This is a genomic window from Agromyces salentinus (assembly GCF_009749395.1).
Classification (GTDB): Bacteria; Actinomycetota; Actinomycetes; order Actinomycetales; family Microbacteriaceae; genus Agromyces; species Agromyces salentinus.
In genome coordinates this window covers 148,429-166,816 of record NZ_WBIR01000003.1, presented here as the reverse complement: position 1 = coordinate 166,816, position 18,388 = coordinate 148,429, and the positions used below count along the sequence as shown (strand labels likewise).

Here is an 18,388-nt window from a genome sequence, read left to right as displayed (position 1 = left end):
CATCTTAGGCCGTCGCCCTTGACCGCCGCCCGTCGGCGGGGTACTGCCATCCTGCTCGACGTCTCGGGACGCATCACACTGACGGGCACTCGCATCAACTCCTTCCGCGTCCGTGGACGCTACTGTTGGTAACCGATGCAGATCTCGAAGTATTCCGAGCCGGAGTTCGATCCATACGGCGTGAATCGCCAGACGGAGCCCGAGCCGGGCTGGCGTGCGCCCGTCGCATCGGGTCCCCTCGATTCGGTCGTCGCCCTGCCCGGCTCGAAGTCGCTGACAAATCGCGAGCTGGTGCTCGCAGCACTGTCCGACGGGCCGTCCACCCTGCACGCCCCGCTCTGGTCCCGCGACAGCGAGCTCATGATCGATGCCCTCAGAGCATTCGGCACGCGATTCGAACGGATGCCGGGCACCGGCGGATTCGGCGACGACCTGCGCGTCATCCCCGCCGAGGAGCTGCTCGGATCGACGACCATCGACTGCGGCCTCGCGGGCACGGTCATGCGCTTCGTGCCGCCGGTCGCCGCACTCGCCCTCGGCCCGACCACCTTCGACGGCGACGAGGCCGCGCGGCGCCGGCCCATGGGCGGCTCGATCGAGGGCCTCCGTGCGCTCGGGGTCGACCTCGACGACGACCGGCGGGGGGCCCTGCCGTTCACCGTGCACGGCACCGGCCGCGTCGCCGGCGGCAAGATCGAGCTCGACGCCTCCGCCTCGAGCCAGTTCGTGTCCGGACTGCTCCTCTCGGGCGCTCGCTTCGAGGAGGGTCTCGACCTGCGCCACACCGGCGAACGCCTGCCGAGCCTGCCGCACATCGAGATGACGATCGAGACGCTCCGCCAGCGCGGCATCGAGGTCGCCTCGCCCGAGCGCGGTCGCTGGGTGGTGGCGCCCGGGCCGATCCGTGCCCTCGACGTGCACATCGAGCCCGACCTCTCCAACGCCGCACCGTTCCTCGTCGCGGCCCTCGTGGCCGGCGGCCATGTGACGATCACGGGCTGGCCCGACACCACCACGCAGGTCGGTGCCCAGCTGGAGCACCTGCTCCCCCGCTTCGGCGCGCGCGTCGAGCATGTCGAGGACCGACTCACCGTGCACGCGCCGCAGGCAACGAGCGACGGCGGCCGCGGCATCCGCGGAGCAGATCTCGACCTGTCCGAGGCCGGGGAGCTCGTGCCCAACCTCGTCGCCCTCGCGGCCTTCGCCGACGGGCCCAGCACCTTCACGGGCATCGGCCACATCCGGCACCACGAGACCGACCGGCTCGCGGCGCTCGTCGCCGAGATCAACGGACTCGGCGGCGACGTCCGGGAACTCGAGGACGGCCTCCAGGTGACGCCCGCGCCGTTGCACGGAGGCGACTGGCGGGCCTACGCGGACCACCGCATGGCCACGACCGGCGCCATCATCGGACTGGGCGTCGACGGCGTGGTCGTCGACGACATCGGCTCGACCGGCAAGACCCTGCCCCAGTTCACCGCCCTCTGGGAGCAGATGCTCGCATGACCTGGTGGGACGCCGACGACGACGAGGACGAACCGGAGTTCGACGAGTCGAGCGTGCGCGTGCGGCCGAGCCGTCGCGGAAGCCGGCCGCGGACCAAGGTGCGTCCAGAGCACGCCGATGCCGTCGAGGGCGTGGTGCTCGGCGTGGATCGCGGCCGCTACTCGGTGCTCGTCGACGAGGACGGCGCCGACGAACACCCGATCACGGCCGCCCGCGCAAGCGAACTGCGCCGGAAGTCCGTCGTCACCGGCGACCACGTCGACCTCGTCGGGGACACCTCGGGCGAGCCGGGCACGCTCTCGCGGATCGTCCGCGTGCGCGAGCGCAGCACGCTGCTCAGGCGCAGCGCGGACGACACGGACGAGGTCGAACGCGTCATCGTCGCGAACGCCGACCAGATGCTCATCGTGGTCGCCGCGGCCAACCCCGAGCCGCGCATCCGGCTCGTCGACCGCTATCTCGTCGCGGCCTTCGACGCCGGCATCCAGCCGATCCTCTGCATCACCAAGACCGATCTCGCCGATCCGTCGACCTTCCTCGAGAACTTCGCGGGCCTCGACCTGCCGGTCGTGCGCTCGCGCTCCGACGAGATGCCGATCGATCGCATCACCGCCGAACTGATCGGCCATCGGACCGTCTTCGTCGGGCACTCCGGCGTCGGCAAGTCCACCCTGGTGAACGCCCTCGTCCCGGGAGCCGACCGCGCCACCGGCGTGGTCAACACCGTCACCGGCCGGGGTCGGCACACGTCGTCCTCGACCGTGTCGTTGCGCCTCGTGACCCCCGCCGGCCGCGGGTGGGTCATCGACACGCCCGGTGTCCGGTCGTTCGGTCTCGGGCACGTCGACCCCGCGAACATCCTCGGGGCGTTCAGCGACCTCGCCCTCGTGGCCGAACGCTGCCCTCGCGGCTGCACGCACCTCGCCGACGCCCCCGACTGCGCCATCGCCGAGGCGGTTGCCGCCGGCGAGCTCGGCGACACCGGGCGCGCGCGCCTCGAGTCGCTGCAGCGACTGCTTGCCACCTTCGCCTGAGCCGGGACGACTCCGCACCGCACCGCGCCGGCGCCTCCGCCACGCAGCTCCCACCGACCTCGGAGCGTTCGCCGACCGAAGCTGCCTACCATGGGGGCATGACCGATGCACGACTCGCCCCCGGCGACCTCGCACCCGACTTCACCCTGAACGACCAGAACGGAACGCCGACCACGCTCTCGCAGCTCCGCGGCGGCCGCGTGGTGCTCTACTTCTACCCCGAGGCGATGACGCCCGGGTGCACGACCGAGGCCTGCGACTTCCGCGACAACCTCAACTCGTTCGCTTCAGCCGGCGTCAAGGTCGTCGGCATCTCGAAGGACGCCGTCGAGAAGCTGGGGCGTTTCGCCGAGCGCGACCGGCTGAACTTCACGCTGCTCTCCGACGAGGACCACGCTGTGCAGGAGCGGTACGGCGCCTGGGGCGAGAAGCAGCTCTACGGCAAGACGGTCGTCGGCAGCATCCGCTCGACGTTCGTCATCGACGCCGAAGGCGTCATCGAGCGCGTCTGGTACAACGTCAAGGCGACCGGTCACGTCGCGCGGGTGCGCCGCGACCTCGGGCTCGACGGCTGACGCCAGGCTGGGCGCGGGTCCCCGCGCCCGGCCCTTCCGAGTGACGTCCGAACGGGCGCCGCACGACGCCTCACGCGCCGTGCGGCGCCCGTTCCTCGTCTCCGTGGCCCGTGTACGCCAGGCGAACCGGCGTCCAGAGCAGCAGGCCGATCACGGTGATCGCCGGCACGAGGAGCACCCACCCGACGTCCGCGCGCGCGAACAGCCCCTGGAACGCTCCGACCGCGACCGAGACCTGCAGCACCTGCCAGACGATCGCCGAGGCGCGCGCCCATGACGCCCGGCGCACGGACCCCACCGCCACGGCGGTGATCCAGGCTGCGGCGACGAGCACGAGCACCAGGAGCGCGATGGCGGTCGCGTACGAGGACGGCGCCACCGTCAGCAGGTCGACCACCAACCAGGCCGCGACGCCGATCAGCGCGAGGGCCTCCAGGGCGAGCACGACCGAGATCGTCACGAGGGCGGCGCGCACGCCGCCGGTGGATGCCGCGGGCGGCATGTCGGGGCGCGAGTCGCCGGTATTCACAGCGTTATCCCATTCACGGCTATTGATTCGATCTCTCCGCTATGCGACCATTTATGAGGCCGAATTGATGCTCACAGGGACGTGAGCCGATCGATCCCGATCCTACTTCCCGAGATTCGGCTTTCCCCCCGCAGCACAGCCGGATTCGGCTCGCGCAATCGTGCGCGTCTGCAAACGAAACACACTGCAAGGAGCATCTTCATGGACTGGCGCGACAAGGCCGCCTGCCTCACGGCTGACCCGGAACTCTTCTTCCCCGTCGGCAACACCGGTCCCGCCGTCGACCAGATCGAGAAGGCGAAGGCCGTCTGCGGTCGTTGCACGGTCACCGAGATCTGCCTGCAGTACGCCCTCGAGACCGGTCAGGACTCGGGTGTCTGGGGTGGCCTCAGCGAAGACGAGCGTCGGGCGCTCAAGCGCCGCGCAGCTCGCGCCCGCCGCGCCGGCTGACCAGCCGCACCCCGCACGAACTCACGACGCCGTGGCCCTCGGGCCGCGGCGTCGTTTCGTTCTCCACGACGACGCAGGCTGCACCGCGCTGCTCGCGGCCGTCGTGCCACGCCGCGCGCACTGCTTCGCCGCTTGTCTGCTCTGCGTCGAATCGCGGCAACCGATCGACCCGAGCGCGCCATCACCGACCTGACGTTGTGCAGCACGCCGCGCTGCATCTCTCGCCGCGAGCGGGCTCAGGCCGGAGTGATCCAGCGCAACGGGACCTCGATCGTGACCTCGGTGCCTCGCCCGACGACGGTGTGCCAGTCGATGGTGCCGCCCAGTTCGCCCTGGATCAGGGTGCGGACGATCTGCGTGCCGAGGCCTTCGCCGACCTTGCCCTCCGGCAGCCCCGACCCGGTGTCGCGCACCTGCACGGTGAGCATCGTCTGCGAGCGATCGGCCGTGATCTCCACGTCGCCCTCCTGACCGGCCAACCCGTGCTCGACGGCATTGGTCACGAGTTCGGTGAGCGCGAGCGCCAGCGGAGTCGCGTACTCGCTCGGCAGCACGCCGAACGAGCCCGACCGCTTCGGATGCGCCGTCGTGTTGTGCGCGGAGGCGACCTCCGCCACGAGGAGCAGCGCCCGGTCGAACACCTGGTCGAAGTCGACGTTCTGGGTGAGGCCCTCGGACAGCGTGTCGTGCACGACGGCGATCGCGCCGACGCGGCGCATGGCCTGCGTGAGGGCATCGCGCGCCTCGTCGGAGTGGGTACGACGCGCCTGGATGCGCAGCAGTGAGGCGACCGTCTGGAGGTTGTTCTTCACCCGGTGGTGGATCTCGCGGATCGTCGCGTCCTTGGTGATGAGCTCCTGCTCCTGGTGCCGGAGTTCGGTCACGTCGCGGCTCAGCACGATCGCTCCCGTGCGCTCGCCCCTGCGGCGGATCGGGATGGCGCGCAGCGACACGGTGACCCCGCGGGACTCGATGTCGGTTCGCCACGGCGCCCGGCCCGTCACCACGAGCGGCAGGGACTCGTCGACCACGAGCTTTCCCGTGAGGAGGCGCGTCGTGACCTCGGCGAGGGACTCGCCCTCGAGCTCGTCCTCGAATCCCATGCGGTTGAAGGCGGAGAGCGCGTTCGGGCTCGCGAAGGTGGTCATTCCGTCGACGTCGAGCCTGATCAGGCCGTCGGACGCGCGCGGAGCACCGCGGCGGGGTCCCGTCGGCGCGCCGAGGTCGGGGAAGTCGCCCGAGGCGATCATCTCGAAGAGCTCGTCGGCGCATTCGTTGAAGGTCAGCTCCTGGCGACTCGCGGTTCGCGTGGTGCTGAGGTTCGTGTGGCGCGTGATGACCGCGACGGGCGTCGGGGCGATCTCCGTGCCGGCGGATCCGAGCCGGCGCATGACGGGAACGGCCCGCACGCGGGTCGGCATCTCCTCGTACCAGTCCGGAGCCGAGGAGTCGGCGATGCGTGCGCCGCTGAACGCGTCCGTGACGAGATCGCGCCACTGCGACTTGATCGGCTGACCGACGAAGTCGCGGTAGAACAGCGTCGCCGCGCTCGACGGCCGCGTGTGGGCCACGGCGACGAACTCGTCGCCGGCCGAGGGCACCCAGAGCACGATGTCGGCGAACGCGAGATCGGCGAGCAGTTGGAGGTCTCCGACGAGCATGTGCAGCCAGTCGACATCGGCCTGACTGCTGCGGCCCTGTGCGAGGACGAGATCACTGAGGGTCGACACAGTCCCCAAGCGTAGCGGTCGGATGCCGCGAGACGGGGCCACGGCATCGACCGGCGCCGCCCGACCGCATGGATCACGCCGAGACGGCGCCCACCCTGGCCCTGGTGAAGGCGAACCGGCGGCGCTCGACCGGCTCCGGCACCGGGAGGAGCACGTCTCGCGTGAAATCGCGGATCGCGAGGCGGAGGGGGGATTTCGGTGCGGCGTCGCGGAGGGTGCGCGCGGTGAGGATGGCCGCATCCGTCGCCCGACCATCGTGCGGCAGCATCGCGACCTCGGACAGGCCGGAGAAGCGTCGCATCGTCTGACGGACCTGCCCGTAGGCGTCGATGCCGAGCGCACTCGTGCGCACGCGATTGACGAGGACGTGCACCCGGTCGGGATCGACGAGCTCCACGAGCTCGGAGTGCCCCCGGAGCAGCCTCGACAGGCCCACCGGGTCGGCGAGACCGACGGCGATGACGTCGTCGGCGAGCGACAGAGCGGCGAACGTGGCGGCGTTGCGACGCGGGGCGAACTGGTCGCTCGTGAGCTCCTCGTCGTGCTCGAGGCTGAACCCCGTGTCGAGGACGACGTACTCGGCCGACTCGCGGATCTTCCCGATCGACGCGAGCACCCGTTCCTTCGCCAGTTCCGGCCATCGGCTCGGCCCGACCAGCCCGGTGAACACGTCGAACGAGGCCCGTGGCGAGGAATAACGCTGGGCGATGCGCTCGAGCTCACCGCGATCGAGGGCGTCGGCACCGGCGAGTCGGCAGGCGGATGCGAAGCCGGGCGCCTCGTCGAGCAGGCCGAGCGCGGGTGCGACGGCCCCGCCGTAGGGGTCGGCGTCGACCAGCGCGACGCGATGGCCGGCGACCGCGAGCTCGGCCGCGATGTTGACGGCCAGCGTCGTTCGCCCTGGGGCACCGCCGGGACCCCAGACGGCGATCACCGCGCCTGCGGCACGATCGCGACCGGCGGCCCCCAGCCCGACGCGTGAGGGCACGGGGACGCCGCCGCTGACGACCGACTCGAGCTGCGCCCAGCTCGAGTCGAGATCGAAGACCTCGTGCAGGCCGATGGCACGCGCGTGCGCGCGCTCGGCATCGCTCGCGGCGAGGGCCAGAAGACGGACGCCGCGCAGGTCGCAGGCCTCGAGCAGATCTGCGCTCAGCGCGGTGGGTCCCGCTCCGACGAGGACGACGTCGGGAGCGACCACATCGAGCGCCTGGATGAGATCGGCCGAGCCCATCGCCCTCGCGACGACGACATGGCCCGCCTCGACCGCATCGGCGAGGAGTCGGTCCTCGACCGACGGATCCAGTGAGAACGCGAGCCTGCTCATCACTCGTCCGTCGGCCGGGTGGGGACCAGGTCGATCACGTCTTCGGCGGCGAGCGCCTCGAGCAGGACGGCGACGCGCTCCCGCGGCACGAGCAGTTCGACGGAGGCAGCTCCACCGTCGACGATGCCGCCGCCCCCGGTGGTCGCCGCCACCTCGGCCCCGGGCACGATGACGGCCGGCGGGTCGTACGCGCCCCGTTCGACCCGGTGCGCCGCCCAGACGTCGACCAGTGCTCCGACCTCGACGTCCCGGGGCAGCGCCGCCCGGCTGCTGACCACGACGGTCGCGAGTCCAGCGCGGTCGACGTCGTCGACGGAGGCGACCGGCACGAGCTCGCCCTTGCGAACGGTCGAGACGACGATGAGGCCGTCGCGCGGCAGTGCGTCGGGCTCGAGATAACGGATGGCCGGCGCGCCGAAGCGGACCCGTTCGACGACGAGGTCGTCGGCGGTGATGCGATCTCCGGGGCTCAGCGTCGTCGCGGCCGTGTACACCTCGCTCGCGTCGTCGAGACCGCTGACGAGGGAGGTCACCCCCACCGTCGAACCGACGACCAGCACCACGCCGATGATCAGTCGTGGATCGATGCGCACCGCACCTCGGTCTGATCGACGCGGCATGCTGCTCCCTCCGGCGACGCCCTCCGCCGCACCGGGAACCATCGTCGCCGAACCCTGTCGGAACGCCGGGAAGTTATCCACACCCGGGTCGCCGTCTCGGCCGCAGGTCGATAATCGAATGGTGAGCACATCAGAAGCGGGCGAGCTCGGGCGGTTCCTCTCGGTCGCCGATGCCGCCCAGATCCTCGAGGTCGACCCGGCGACCATCCTCGGGCTCATCGGCACCGGGGAGCTTCCCGCGATCCGCGTCGGCGACAGCGGCCCGTGGCGCATCGAGCGCACGCAGCTCGAGTTCTGGATCGACTTCCGTCTCGAGCAGACGCGCAGATCGGCACTGTGGAACCAGGGCGAGTTCGCCGATGTGACCGATTTCTCGAACGTCACGTCGATGGGGCCCCGCCCGCTGCTCCCCTGAGTTCGGTGCTCTGCGCCGACCCCGGTCACCCGATCGAATCGAACGAGACCAGCAGGATCCGGTCGAACGGCACGAGGCGATAGCCCTGCACATCGCGCTCACGGCGCGGTGTTCCGGCCGGGTGGACGGCCAGATCGAGATGGTCGCGTGCCGCACGATCGATCGTGCCGTGAACGCGGCCGTTCTCGGTGAGCAGGTGCACCGGCGCCCTGCGGCGGCTGAGATCGCGCAGCACGAAGGCCAGCCCCATGCGCTCCGTGAGACTCGACGCGGGCTCGGCGTGCGGCTCGAGACTGCGTTCGAGCAGTCTCGGCCCGGCGAGGACCGCACCGATGGCCGCGAACGGAAGCACGCACCGGTGTCCGGGGGCACCGCCGACCAGCTCGGCGGTCAGCCAGTCGCGACCGAACGCCGATGGGCGGACCGTGACCGGCTCGCCGCTCCGGAGCTCGATGCGAACCACGGCGCCCGGATCGTGCTCGAGGACGCCGGCCATCACGACCAGGCGATCGCGGAGCCCGAGGCGCCCGAGGCGGAGCCGCTCCTCCTCGAGGGCGAGCGCCCGCTCCTCATCGCGCTGCTCCTGGTCGAGCCGCGCCTCGAGGTCATCGAAGAGGAGGTCCCAGCGCATGCACGCACGCTAGCCGCAGGCCCACGCGCGCAACGGATGTTATCCACAGGTGCGGAATCGTGCTTGACACCGCTTCCGGCGCACTCCTACATTCAATCGCAGGGCCCCTGATTCGTCCCCCGTTCGGGGGACGTCGTCGGCCGCCGGCCCCCGCCTTCCCAGATGGAGCACAGATGCCCGCACGCCCTGCCGTTCGCCTCGACGCCCGTGCCTCGGCCTCCTATGCCGACGACGACGAGTTCTTCGGTCGCCAGCTCTCGCGGCGGAGCGAGCTCCCCGATCCGACCGGCATGCTCCAGAGCCTGACCCATTGCATCGTCGAGGCGATGGCGGGTGCCCGCGACCTCGAGCAGCTGGCGCGGTGGGTCACCGATGACGTGTATCGCACCCTGACCAAGCGCGTGGTGCTGGCCACCCGCGCGCGACGCATCAAGGGCCTCTCGCCGCAGCGGCCGACCTTCCGGATCGGCCGTGTCATCGTGACCGAACCGGCCGACGGCGTCGTCGAGGCCGTCGTCCTGGTCCACCAGCCGCATCGGGTCCGCTCGATCGCCATCCGCCTCGAGGGACTCGACCAGCGCTGGCGTGCGAGCGCGATCGCCGTGCTCTGACCTCGAGCAGCTCGCGGCGCTCGCGCCACCCGGGCAGGCTGCAGCATCCGGATGGCCCGGACGCGACGCCATCCCTCCCGGGATGCGAGAAGGGGGCGGCCGGCGGCCGCCCCCTTCTCGTCGTCATCAGCGACCGTTGCGCTCCTGGGCGCGACGCTCGGCACGGTTCTGCGGCGCGGCGGACGCACCGTCGCCCTCGGGCCGCTGGCCGAAGGCGCCGCGCGGCTGCTCCGGGGCCGGCGTCTGAGACTGGGCGACGGCGCGGCGCGCGCGCTGCGTCGCGGCCTGCTGCACCTGGCCGCGCTGGTTGCGGACCTCCACGCCGCCCGAATCGCTCGGCGCCGTGTAGCTCAGCTTCTCGGCGGGCGCGTTGGGACGGGTGAGGCCCTTGGCCTCGATCGTCGCTCCGCCGCCCTGTGCGGCGACCTCGACCTCGAGATTGAAGAGGAACCCGACGGTCTCCTCCCGGATCGAGCCCATCATCTGCTGGAACATCGCGAAGCCCTCCCGCTGGTACTCCACCAACGGGTCGCGCTGCGCCATGGCGCGCAGGCCGATGCCGTCCTTCAGGTAGTCCATCTCGTAGAGGTGATCGCGCCAGCGCCGGTCGATCACCGAGAGCACCACTCGGCGCTCGAGTTCGCGCATCGCCGGACTGCCGAGCTGCTCCTCACGGCGCTGGTACGCGAGCTTCGCGTCCGAGAGGATCTCACGACGGATGAACTGCCGGTTCACCCGGCCCTTCTCCCCGGCCTCGGCGACGACCTCGTCGATCGTGATGCCGATCGGGTAGAGCGTCTTGAGCTCGGTCCAGAGCGCGTCGAAGTCCCATTCGTCGGGGTTGCCCTCGGCGGTGTGCGCGTCGAGGACCTCGTCGATGACGTCTTCGAGGAATCGCTGCGTGCGCTCATGGAGGTCATCGCCCTCGAGCACGTGACGGCGGTCGCCGTAGATCGCCTCGCGCTGGCGGTTCAGCACGTCGTCGTACTTCAGGACGTTCTTGCGGATCTCGGCATTCCGGGCCTCGACCTGCGACTGAGCGGAGCGGATGGCCCGGGAGACCACCTTCGACTCGATGGCGACATCGTCGGGAACGCCCTTGGCCATGAGGCTCTCGGCGGCGCCCGCGTTGAACAGGCGCATGAGGTCGTCGGTCAACGAGAGGTAGAACCGGCTCTCACCGGGGTCGCCCTGACGACCGGAACGGCCTCGGAGCTGGTTGTCGATGCGGCGCGACTCGTGCCGCTCGGTGCCGAGCACGTAGAGGCCGCCCGCGTCGAGCACGCGCGATGCCTCGACGTCGACCTCCTTCTTCACGGCCTCGAAGACCGCGTCCCACTCGGCCTCGTACTCGTCGGGCGTCTCGACCGGGCTGAGTCCGCGCTCATGCATCTGCTGCACCGCGAGGAACTCGGCGTTGCCGCCGAGCATGACGTCGGTGCCGCGGCCTGCCATGTTGGTGGCGACGGTGACCGCGCCGTGGCGCCCGGCCTGCGCGACGATCGCGGCCTCGCGGGCGTGGTTCTTGGCGTTCAGCACCTCGTGGCGCACGCCCTTCTTGGCGAGCAGGCGCGACAGGTACTCGCTCTTCTCGACGCTCGTGGTACCGACGAGGACAGGCTGGCCCTTGTGGTGGCGCTCGACGATGTCCTCCACGACCTGCGCGAACTTGACCTCCTCGTTCTTGTAGACGAGGTCGGGCTGGTCGAGGCGCAGCATCGGCTTGTTGGTGGGGATCGCGACCACGCCGAGCTTGTAGGTCGACATGAACTCCGCGGCCTCGGTCTCGGCCGTGCCGGTCATGCCCGAGAGCTTGTCGTAGAGGCGGAAGTAGTTCTGCAGCGTGACGGTGGCGAGGGTCTGGTTCTCGGCCTTGACCTGCACGCCCTCCTTCGCCTCGATCGCCTGGTGGATGCCCTCGTTGTACCGGCGCCCCATGAGGATGCGGCCCGTGTGCTCGTCGACGATGAGCACCTCGCCGTTCATGACGACGTAGTCCTTGTCGCGCTTGAACAGGGCCTTGGCCTTGATCGAGTTGTTGAGGAAGGAGATGAGGGGCGTGTTGGCCGACTCGTACAGGTTGTCGATGCCGAGGTAGTCCTCGACCTTCTCGATGCCCGCCTCGAGGACGCCGACGGTGCGCTTCTTCTCGTCGACCTCGTAGTCCTCACCGGGGGTGAGCCGACGCGCGAGGTTCGCGAACTCGGTGAACCAGCGGTTCGCCTCGCCCGAGGCCGGCCCGGAGATGATGAGCGGAGTACGCGCCTCGTCGATGAGGATCGAGTCCACCTCGTCGACGATCGCGAAGAAGTGGCCGCGCTGCACCATGTCGCTCGCCTGCCACGCCATGTTGTCGCGGAGGTAGTCGAAGCCGAACTCGTTGTTCGTGCCGTACGTGATGTCGGCTGCGTACTGCTCGCGCCGCACGGCGGGGGTCTGCCCGGCCACGATGCATCCCGTCGTCATGCCGAGGGCGCGGAACACGCGGCCCATGAGCTCGGACTGGTAGCTCGCGAGGAAGTCGTTGACGGTGATGACGTGCACGCCCCGGCTCGCGAGCGCGTTGAGGTACGCGGCCGTGGTCGCGACGAGCGTCTTGCCCTCACCGGTCTTCATCTCGGCGATGTTGCCGAGGTGCAGGGCCGCCCCGCCCATGAGCTGCACGTCGAAGTGACGGAGCCCGAGCGTGCGGCGGCTGGCCTCGCGAACTGCGGCGAACGCCTCGGGCAGGAGGTCGTCGAGCGATTCCCCGTTCGCGTAGCGCTCGCGGAACTCGACGGTCTCGTGCTTCAGTTCCTCGTCGCTGAGGGCCTTGAAGTCGTCTTCGAGCGCGTTGACGGCCGCCGCGTAGTTCTGCAGTCGCTTGAGGGTGCGTCCCTCGCCGACGCGGAGGACCTTCTCCAGAATCGAAGCCACGAATGATCTCCTGTCATTGCGGCGCACCTTGTTCCTCGGTGGAACGTCCCTCGGGTGGAACGTCGGTGGCACGCCAGTTGCGCCGTATCGACGGCATCATAACCATGCTAGCGGCCACGGGCCTGCGCGCCTGCGGGGAAGGGCCTGAACGCCCGCCCCTGACTTCGCCCGTCGCGAACGCCGACTCGGCTGAGCTGTCGGGGCCAGGCTGGCGCGAACGGGCATGCGACGCGAACGGCGCCGCCGCATCGCAGGGCAGCGATGCGGCGGCGCCGGAGGTTCAGCGGATGCCGCGGTCAGGCGGTCGCGCTCTGGAGGGCCTCGACGGCGTCGGGGTACGCGTCGGCGTTCTCGTCCAGGCCGATGAGCCCGTAGTCCCAGCCCTTGCGGCGGTAGACCACGCTCGGACGGCCCGACTCGGCGTCGACGAAGAGGTAGAAGTCATGGCCGACGAGCTCCATGAACGAGAGTGCGTCGTCGACGGTCATCGGCGTGGAGGCGAAGACCTTCCGTCGGATCACGACGGGGCAGTACACGTCCTCGTCCTCCGGGGGCGCCGCCGCCTCCACGACGGGGATGCTGCCGGTGCGCACCTGCTCGAGGACCTCCGGCCGTGCGGCCTGGACTCCGACCTCGGCGAAGCCCAGATCGGTCGCCTCCCGGATCGACGTCGGTCGATGCTGGCCGCGGTGGACCTTTCGCCGGTCCTTGGCCCTTCGTATGCGTTCGAGGAGCCGGCCCAGAGCGACGTCGAACGCCGCGTACTTGTCGGAGCCGTCGGCCTCGGCCCGGACCACCGGCCCCTTGCCGACGAGGGTGAGCTCGATGCGATCGGGTCCGGAGTTGCCGTTCTTCTCGTGGTGCCGCGAGAGTTTCACGTCGAGCCGGATCGCACGGTCGGCGAGATGGGCGATCTTCTCCGACTTCTCAGTGGCATATGAGCGGAATCGATCCGTGATTCCCAGGTTTCGTCCGACGATGTTCAGTTCCATGACGACCTCCATCCACCGACGTGTCACCCGGTTCTGAAGGGTGGTAGTCCACGCCTGTCCTGCCACCGTAGCCTCCGCACCTCCGGATGTCACGAACTGTTCACCGTGAGGATCCTGAGCGCCCTCCGCTCCGCAACGGCGTCTGGGCGAGCACTGCGATGGCGGCGATCTCGCCCCCCGCGGCGTCGACCGCGCGCCGCGCCTCGCGCAGCGTGGACCCCGTCGTGAGCACGTCGTCGACGAGCAGGAATCGGCGACCGCGCAGGTCACCACGGGCGCGCAGCGCGCCGTACGCGTTGGCCCGCCGCTCATCCGCGCCGAGCCCCGCCTGGTCCTCCCGCTCCCTGGCGAGCGCGAGCACCGGCGCCCCTCGTATGCCGCATCGGCGGAGCAGCAGCGGGACGGGACGATAGCCGCGGGCACGGTGGGCGGCCGGCGTCGAGGGCACGGTGATCACCTCGAGGCCGACCGCGCAGGTCCCCGCCTCGCGCAGCGCCGAGCGAATGGATGCGGCGAGCGCATGAGCGAGGACGGGGGCGACGTCGGTGCGCCCGCCATCCTTGAACGCGCCGATGAGCGCCGCCGCACGGTCGCCGTACTCGAGCGCCGCCCAGGCCGTGAGGCCGACGCGCTCCACCCGTTCAGGTCTCGGAGCCGCCGCTGCCCGACAGTCCTCGCAGGCCGAACGATCGGGGGCGCCGCATCCCGCGCAGGAGACCGGGAGGATCGTCGCGACGGCTGCCCTGAGCGCACCTCGCACGGTGCGAACGGCGGGATCCACGGGCGAGTTCATCACGCGGCGAGTCTGGCCGAGGCCGTGACCCTCCCGGCCGCCCGCGACGGCATCGCGAGGTCGAGCGCGGAAACCGCGCTCCGGGAGGACGGGTCGGCTCAGTCGGGCAGCTGCGCGGCCATGAATCGGATGCCCTCGGCCCGGCCCTGCCACCCCACGCCGCTCTGCACGAGCAGCGTGCCGGCCGCGTCGCGAGCACGGATGTCGCGGATGCTGTTGCCCGCATCGATCTCCACGCCATCGCTCGGGCCGGACCGCGTGTTCGCGAAGCCGCCCAGGTCCTGCGTGACGAGGCGGGTCGATCCGTCGGCGAGCCCGGTGAGCGAGGTGGCCGTCCGACCGTCGATCCAGGCCACGTCGATGGGCACGCCGTCGACGTCCGCGAGCCGGAGAAGTGTCGGTCCGAGGCTGATGCTCGATCCGTCCTCCGCCCGCTCGATGGCCGCGGCCACGAAGTAGGTGCGCGGGCCGTCGCCGAGGAGGGCGAGCATCCGCGTGCCGTCGCGCGAGACCTGGATCGCCGCGATCGTGGACGCCGACCACGGCACCTCCACGCGCCCCGAGTCGCCGCCCGTCGTGAACCAGACGAGGTCGGAAGGCGTGTCGGCCGGGACGGACCAGATGATGCCCGCCCGGTCCACCGCAGGCGTGATGAGCCCCGCGCGCGGGTCCAGGGGCAGGGGCTCCTCGTCGGGCGCGAGGATCGAGACCCCGTCAGGGGTCAGGATCGCCGCGAACTCGGCGCCCGGTCCGAGCGCCGCGCCCGAGGCATCCGCGGCTGCGATCTGCTCGCTGTACCCGTCGATCGCCGTGATGCCGTCGCCGGAGGTGGACAGGTAGCCGAAGGTCTCGCCGTCGAAGACGACCGGCCGCGGATCGACGCGCGGATCCCGCGCGGGCTGCGGCGACGGCCTGCCGGCGTCGGACTCGACGCCGTTCAGCACCATGGCCACCTCGCCGACGTTGCGCACGCTGCCGATCAGGCTCGCGTCGAGCTGCATCTGCATGCGCTGCGCGGTCTGCCGGTCGTCGAACGCCGCCCCGGTGAGGGACACCTCGGCCTCCCGACCCGTGACGGGGACGGCGGCCGGCGAGAGCTCGGTGCCCTCGGGGAACGCGGTGCGGACCCCGGGGCTGAGCCACTCCGCAGCGCCGCCGAGCAGGGCCTGCACCACGCTCGTCTGCGCCGTCTCACGTCCGGCGAACCACCGCGAATCGGGCACGAGGTACCGGTACTCGGGGTCGAAGAAGTAGAGCGTGTACTCGCGGAAGACCTGGGTGAAGTTCGCCTGGTCGATCACGATGCCCTGCGGTGCGCTCGAGATGCGCCACTGCCCGTCGATCTGCTCGAACTCGTAGGGGAGCGCGATCGGGCTCGCGGCGGCCGCGACCTCGTACTGCCCGTTGTTCCCGAGCGAGGCCGCTGGCGTCGTCACCATGCGCCGCGTGGTCTCGTTGACCTGCTCGAACCCGCGGTCGGCGAGCACGTCGACGGTCGTCTCGGCATCGGGCTGCCATTCCTCGGCGAAGGCCGGGGTCAGGAAGTCGTATGCCGCCTGGAAGTTGTTCTGCGAGCTGAGCGCGGCCAGGAGGAACCCGTCGAGGATCTGCTGCTGCGTGCCGTCGACGATCGGCGGGTCGACGAGGATGTCCAGGTCGGGAGCCGCCTCGACGGGTGCCGCATCCCCCTGCTGCACCTTGCCCGAGCTCGGGATCGACACGCAGCCGGTCAGGAGCGCGGCGAGCAGCAGCAGCACCGTGCTCACGATCATGCGCCTACGCATTGCGATCCTCCGTTCGGGCGTCCTCGAACTGCACGGCGTTCATCGACGCGGTCGGGGGCGGGCCGGATGCCTCGGGGTCGACGGGCTCGAGCGGCAGCGGCGAGTGCACCGCCGTGGCATCCGGCGTTCGCGGGATCGTCAGGCGGAAGACGCTGCCATGCCCCGGGCTGGACCACACGTCGAGCTCGCCGCCGTGCGCGACCGCGTCCTCGAGGGAGATCGCGAGCCCGAGTCCCGTGCCCCCGATCGTGCGCATCCGGCTCGGGTCGGCGCGCCAGAAGCGGTCGAAGACGCGCTCGGCATCTTCGGGCGTCATGCCCATGCCGAAGTCGCGGACCGAGAGGGCGATCGCGCTCTCGTTGCTGTCGACGGCGACGACGATGGGGCGGCCCTCGCCGTGCTCGATCGCGTTGCCGAGCAGGTTGCGGACGATGCGGCGGATGCGTCTCGGGTCCACCTCGGCGTCGAGGTGGCCCCCGGGCGCCTCGAGGCGCACCTCGGAGCCGTGCTCCCGCGCGAGTTCGTGCATCGACTCGATCGCGTCCCCTGCGAGGTGGACGAGGTTGGTCGGTTCGGTGGCGAGCGTGACCGATCCGGCGTCGTACCTGCTGATCTCGAGGAGGTCGGCGAGGAGGCGCTCGAAGCGCTCCGTCTGCGTGTGCAGCAGTTCCACCGTGCGCGAGGTCGGCCCCTCGAACGCCTCGCGCTGGCCGTAGAGCACGTCGCCGGCGAGGCGGATCGTGGTGAGCGGCGTCCGAAGCTCGTGCGAGACGTCGGAGACGAACCGCTGCTGCATGACCGAGAGCTCGGCGAGCTCCCGGATCCGCGCCTGCAGGCTGTCGGCCATGCCGTTGAAGGAGGCCGCGAGGGAGGCGATCTCGTCTTCGCCGCGCACCGGGATGCGGACCCCGAGGTCGCCCGCAGCGAGACGACGGCTCGTCGAGGCGGTCGTTCGGATCGGCTCGATGACGCCGCGCACGACCACGAGGGTGATGACGCTGAGCAGCGCGATGAGCGCGATCGCGCCGACGCTGCCGGTGACCTGCATGAACGCCAGCGTCTGCTCGGCCTCGGCGAGGTTGTAGCCGAGGTACACCTCGTACTGCCCGACACCGGCGGGGACCTCCAGCGTGCTGCCCACCACGATGCCCGGGTCGGTACCGCCCTCGGAGTTCTCGAGCGCGACCGACTGCCAGTACTGGTCCTCGGGATTCTGCCGCACCTGCTCGCGAAGCTCCGGCGTGATGACCCCGGCGAGGTCGGGTCTCACCCGGTCGGGCGGAGCCTTCGTGTTCGGCTGGGCGTCGGGGTACCGGAACAGGGCGACGACCTCGGTGCCCGCGATGCTCGTGACGGTGTCGAGGGTCCCCTTCATCAGCAACTGGAGGGACCCCTGGTCGGCCGCCTCGGAGGAGTCGAGGATGAGCTGCGCGGCGCTCGTCGCGGTGTTCGAGTCCTGGAGCACCCGCGCCCGCTGGTCCTGGAAGAGGTTCGAGGCGACGCTGAACGAGATGTAGAGCCCGATCACGAGGATCGCCAGGGTCGAGAGGCCGATCGTGACGAAGACCGTGCGCACCTGGAGCGACCGCTGCCATGCCGCCGCGAACCGGCGCGGCAGGGCGCGCCACGAGCCCGTGGCACGCGAGTCGTCGGCGGCGCCGGTCATGCGTCGCTCAGGTGGTGGCGCCGGCGCGGTAGCCGACTCCCCGGACCGTCATGACGATGCGCGGGTTGTCGGGGTCGTGCTCGACCTTCGCACGCAGGCGCTGGACGTGCACGTTGACGAGGCGCGTGTCGGCCTTGTAGTGGTAGCCCCAGACCTGCTCGAGGAGCATCTCGCGGGTGAAGACCTGCTGCGGCTTCGACGCGAGCGTGAGCAGCAGGTCGAACTCCAGCGGGGTCAGCGAGATGCGCTCGTCGCCGCGGCGGACCTCGTGGCCCGCCGCATCGATCGTGAGGTCGCCGACGCCGAACGTCTCCACCGCCGACTCGGGCGTGGGGCGCAGGCGCGTGCGGATGCGGGCGACGAGCTCCTTCGGGTTGAAGGGCTTGACCATGTAGTCGTCGGCGCCGGACTCGAGGCCCTTCACGACATCGGCCGTGTCGCTCTTCGCCGTGAGCATGATGATCGGCGTTCCCGACTCGGCGCGGATGCGCGCGCACACCTCGATGCCGTCGATGCCCGGCAGCATGAGGTCGAGCAGCACCAGGTCGGGCTTGGTCTCGCGGAACGCGGCGAGCGCACCGGATCCGTCGCCGCAGAAGACCGGGTCGAAGCCCTCGGTGCGCAGGACGATGCCGATCATCTCGGCGAGGGCCGTGTCGTCGTCGACGACGAGTACGCGTGAAGTCATCCGTTCATTCCTCTGCAGCCGGCTGCGGCACGGCGGAACCAGTGGCTCAAGCGTAGTCGCACGCAGGGCCCCGGCGGTCGGATGCCGCGCACGGTCGCGCGCGAGCAGCGCGGCACGTGAT

The 18,388-nt window shown here is 70.7% G+C and carries 17 protein-coding genes; 6 read left to right on the top strand and 11 right to left on the bottom strand.

From position 1 onward, the window contains the following. Nucleotides 1-135 precede the first annotated feature (135 nt). The 3 genes from aroA (at nucleotide 136) to bcp (ending at nucleotide 3,115) form a co-directional block, all read left to right on the top strand. Entirely contained in the window at nucleotides 136-1,506 is a 1,371-nt protein-coding gene (gene aroA, locus GQQ95_RS05200; protein WP_157426594.1) for a 3-phosphoshikimate 1-carboxyvinyltransferase, read from the top strand. After that, nucleotides 1,503-2,540: a ribosome small subunit-dependent GTPase A gene (gene rsgA, locus GQQ95_RS05195; protein WP_157426593.1), complete on the top strand. Its 1,038-nt coding sequence runs from the start codon at nucleotides 1,503-1,505 to the stop codon at nucleotides 2,538-2,540. Before aroA ends, rsgA begins: the two co-directional genes overlap by 4 nt. A 98-nt stretch (nucleotides 2,541-2,638) precedes the next feature. Continuing rightward, the gene (gene bcp / locus GQQ95_RS05190) at nucleotides 2,639-3,115 is read left to right on the top strand and encodes a thioredoxin-dependent thiol peroxidase (RefSeq protein ID WP_157426592.1); all 477 of its coding nucleotides are present in this window, start codon (nucleotides 2,639-2,641) and stop codon (nucleotides 3,113-3,115) included. Between the two features lie 70 nt (nucleotides 3,116-3,185). Here bcp and GQQ95_RS05185 read toward each other — a convergent pair whose 3' ends face one another. Next, nucleotides 3,186-3,644, bottom strand: coding sequence for a hypothetical protein (locus GQQ95_RS05185; protein ID WP_212275297.1), 459 nt, complete (start codon nucleotides 3,642-3,644; stop codon nucleotides 3,186-3,188). Between the two features lie 201 nt (nucleotides 3,645-3,845). On the opposite strand from GQQ95_RS05185, the gene GQQ95_RS05180 reads away from it, so the two are divergent. Then, nucleotides 3,846-4,094, top strand: coding sequence for a WhiB family transcriptional regulator (locus tag GQQ95_RS05180; protein WP_122937656.1), 249 nt, complete (start codon nucleotides 3,846-3,848; stop codon nucleotides 4,092-4,094). Nucleotides 4,095-4,330: 236 nt separating this feature from the next. On the opposite strand, the gene GQQ95_RS05175 is transcribed toward GQQ95_RS05180, so the two are convergent. The 3 genes from GQQ95_RS05175 to GQQ95_RS05165 form a co-directional block, all read right to left on the bottom strand. Further along, nucleotides 4,331-5,824 (bottom strand): sensor histidine kinase, encoded by a 1,494-nt coding sequence (locus GQQ95_RS05175; RefSeq protein ID WP_157426591.1) that lies wholly within the window; start codon nucleotides 5,822-5,824, stop codon nucleotides 4,331-4,333. Between the two features lie 73 nt (nucleotides 5,825-5,897). Next, entirely contained in the window at nucleotides 5,898-7,151 is a 1,254-nt protein-coding gene (locus GQQ95_RS05170; protein ID WP_157426590.1) for a CpaE/TadZ family protein, read from the bottom strand. After that, nucleotides 7,151-7,771, bottom strand: coding sequence for an SAF domain-containing protein (locus GQQ95_RS05165; protein WP_170296970.1), 621 nt, complete (start codon nucleotides 7,769-7,771; stop codon nucleotides 7,151-7,153). Before GQQ95_RS05165 ends, GQQ95_RS05170 begins: the two co-directional genes overlap by 1 nt. A 118-nt stretch (nucleotides 7,772-7,889) precedes the next feature. Between GQQ95_RS05165 and GQQ95_RS05160 the strand changes: the two genes are divergently transcribed. Then, the gene (locus tag GQQ95_RS05160) at nucleotides 7,890-8,186 is read left to right on the top strand and encodes a helix-turn-helix domain-containing protein (protein WP_157426588.1); all 297 of its coding nucleotides are present in this window, start codon (nucleotides 7,890-7,892) and stop codon (nucleotides 8,184-8,186) included. A 25-nt stretch (nucleotides 8,187-8,211) separates the two neighbouring features. On the opposite strand, the gene GQQ95_RS05155 is transcribed toward GQQ95_RS05160, so the two are convergent. Further along, on the bottom strand, nucleotides 8,212-8,817 hold the full coding sequence (locus GQQ95_RS05155) for a hypothetical protein (RefSeq protein ID WP_157426587.1): 606 nt from the start codon (nucleotides 8,815-8,817) through the stop codon (nucleotides 8,212-8,214). Nucleotides 8,818-8,990: 173 nt separating this feature from the next. Between GQQ95_RS05155 and GQQ95_RS05150 the strand changes: the two genes are divergently transcribed. Beyond that, entirely contained in the window at nucleotides 8,991-9,428 is a 438-nt protein-coding gene (locus GQQ95_RS05150; RefSeq protein WP_212275295.1) for an Rv3235 family protein, read from the top strand. Nucleotides 9,429-9,554: 126 nt separating this feature from the next. Here the strand turns inward: GQQ95_RS05150 and secA are convergent, their stop codons facing one another. From secA to mtrA, 6 genes are all read right to left on the bottom strand, one after another. Continuing rightward, nucleotides 9,555-12,344 (bottom strand): preprotein translocase subunit SecA, encoded by a 2,790-nt coding sequence (gene secA, locus GQQ95_RS05145; RefSeq protein WP_157426586.1) that lies wholly within the window; start codon nucleotides 12,342-12,344, stop codon nucleotides 9,555-9,557. 296 nt (nucleotides 12,345-12,640) lie between these two features. Continuing rightward, nucleotides 12,641-13,336: a ribosome hibernation-promoting factor, HPF/YfiA family gene (gene hpf / locus GQQ95_RS05140; protein ID WP_157426585.1), complete on the bottom strand. Its 696-nt coding sequence runs from the start codon at nucleotides 13,334-13,336 to the stop codon at nucleotides 12,641-12,643. A 100-nt stretch (nucleotides 13,337-13,436) separates the two neighbouring features. Continuing rightward, nucleotides 13,437-13,973: a ComF family protein gene (locus tag GQQ95_RS05135; protein WP_246205193.1), complete on the bottom strand. Its 537-nt coding sequence runs from the start codon at nucleotides 13,971-13,973 to the stop codon at nucleotides 13,437-13,439. 254 nt (nucleotides 13,974-14,227) lie between these two features. After that, nucleotides 14,228-15,901 carry an LpqB family beta-propeller domain-containing protein gene (locus tag GQQ95_RS05130; RefSeq protein WP_170296969.1) on the bottom strand — a complete coding sequence of 558 codons (1,674 nt, stop codon included), beginning with the start codon at nucleotides 15,899-15,901 and terminating at the stop codon, nucleotides 14,228-14,230. A 4-nt stretch (nucleotides 15,902-15,905) separates the two neighbouring features. Next, nucleotides 15,906-17,579 carry an MtrAB system histidine kinase MtrB gene (gene mtrB / locus GQQ95_RS05125; protein WP_157426583.1) on the bottom strand — a complete coding sequence of 558 codons (1,674 nt, stop codon included), beginning with the start codon at nucleotides 17,577-17,579 and terminating at the stop codon, nucleotides 15,906-15,908. A gap of 7 nt (nucleotides 17,580-17,586) precedes the next feature. Then, a complete protein-coding gene (gene mtrA, locus GQQ95_RS05120; RefSeq protein ID WP_157426582.1) occupies nucleotides 17,587-18,267 on the bottom strand; it encodes an MtrAB system response regulator MtrA in 681 nt (226 codons plus the stop codon). Nucleotides 18,268-18,388 lie beyond the last annotated feature (121 nt).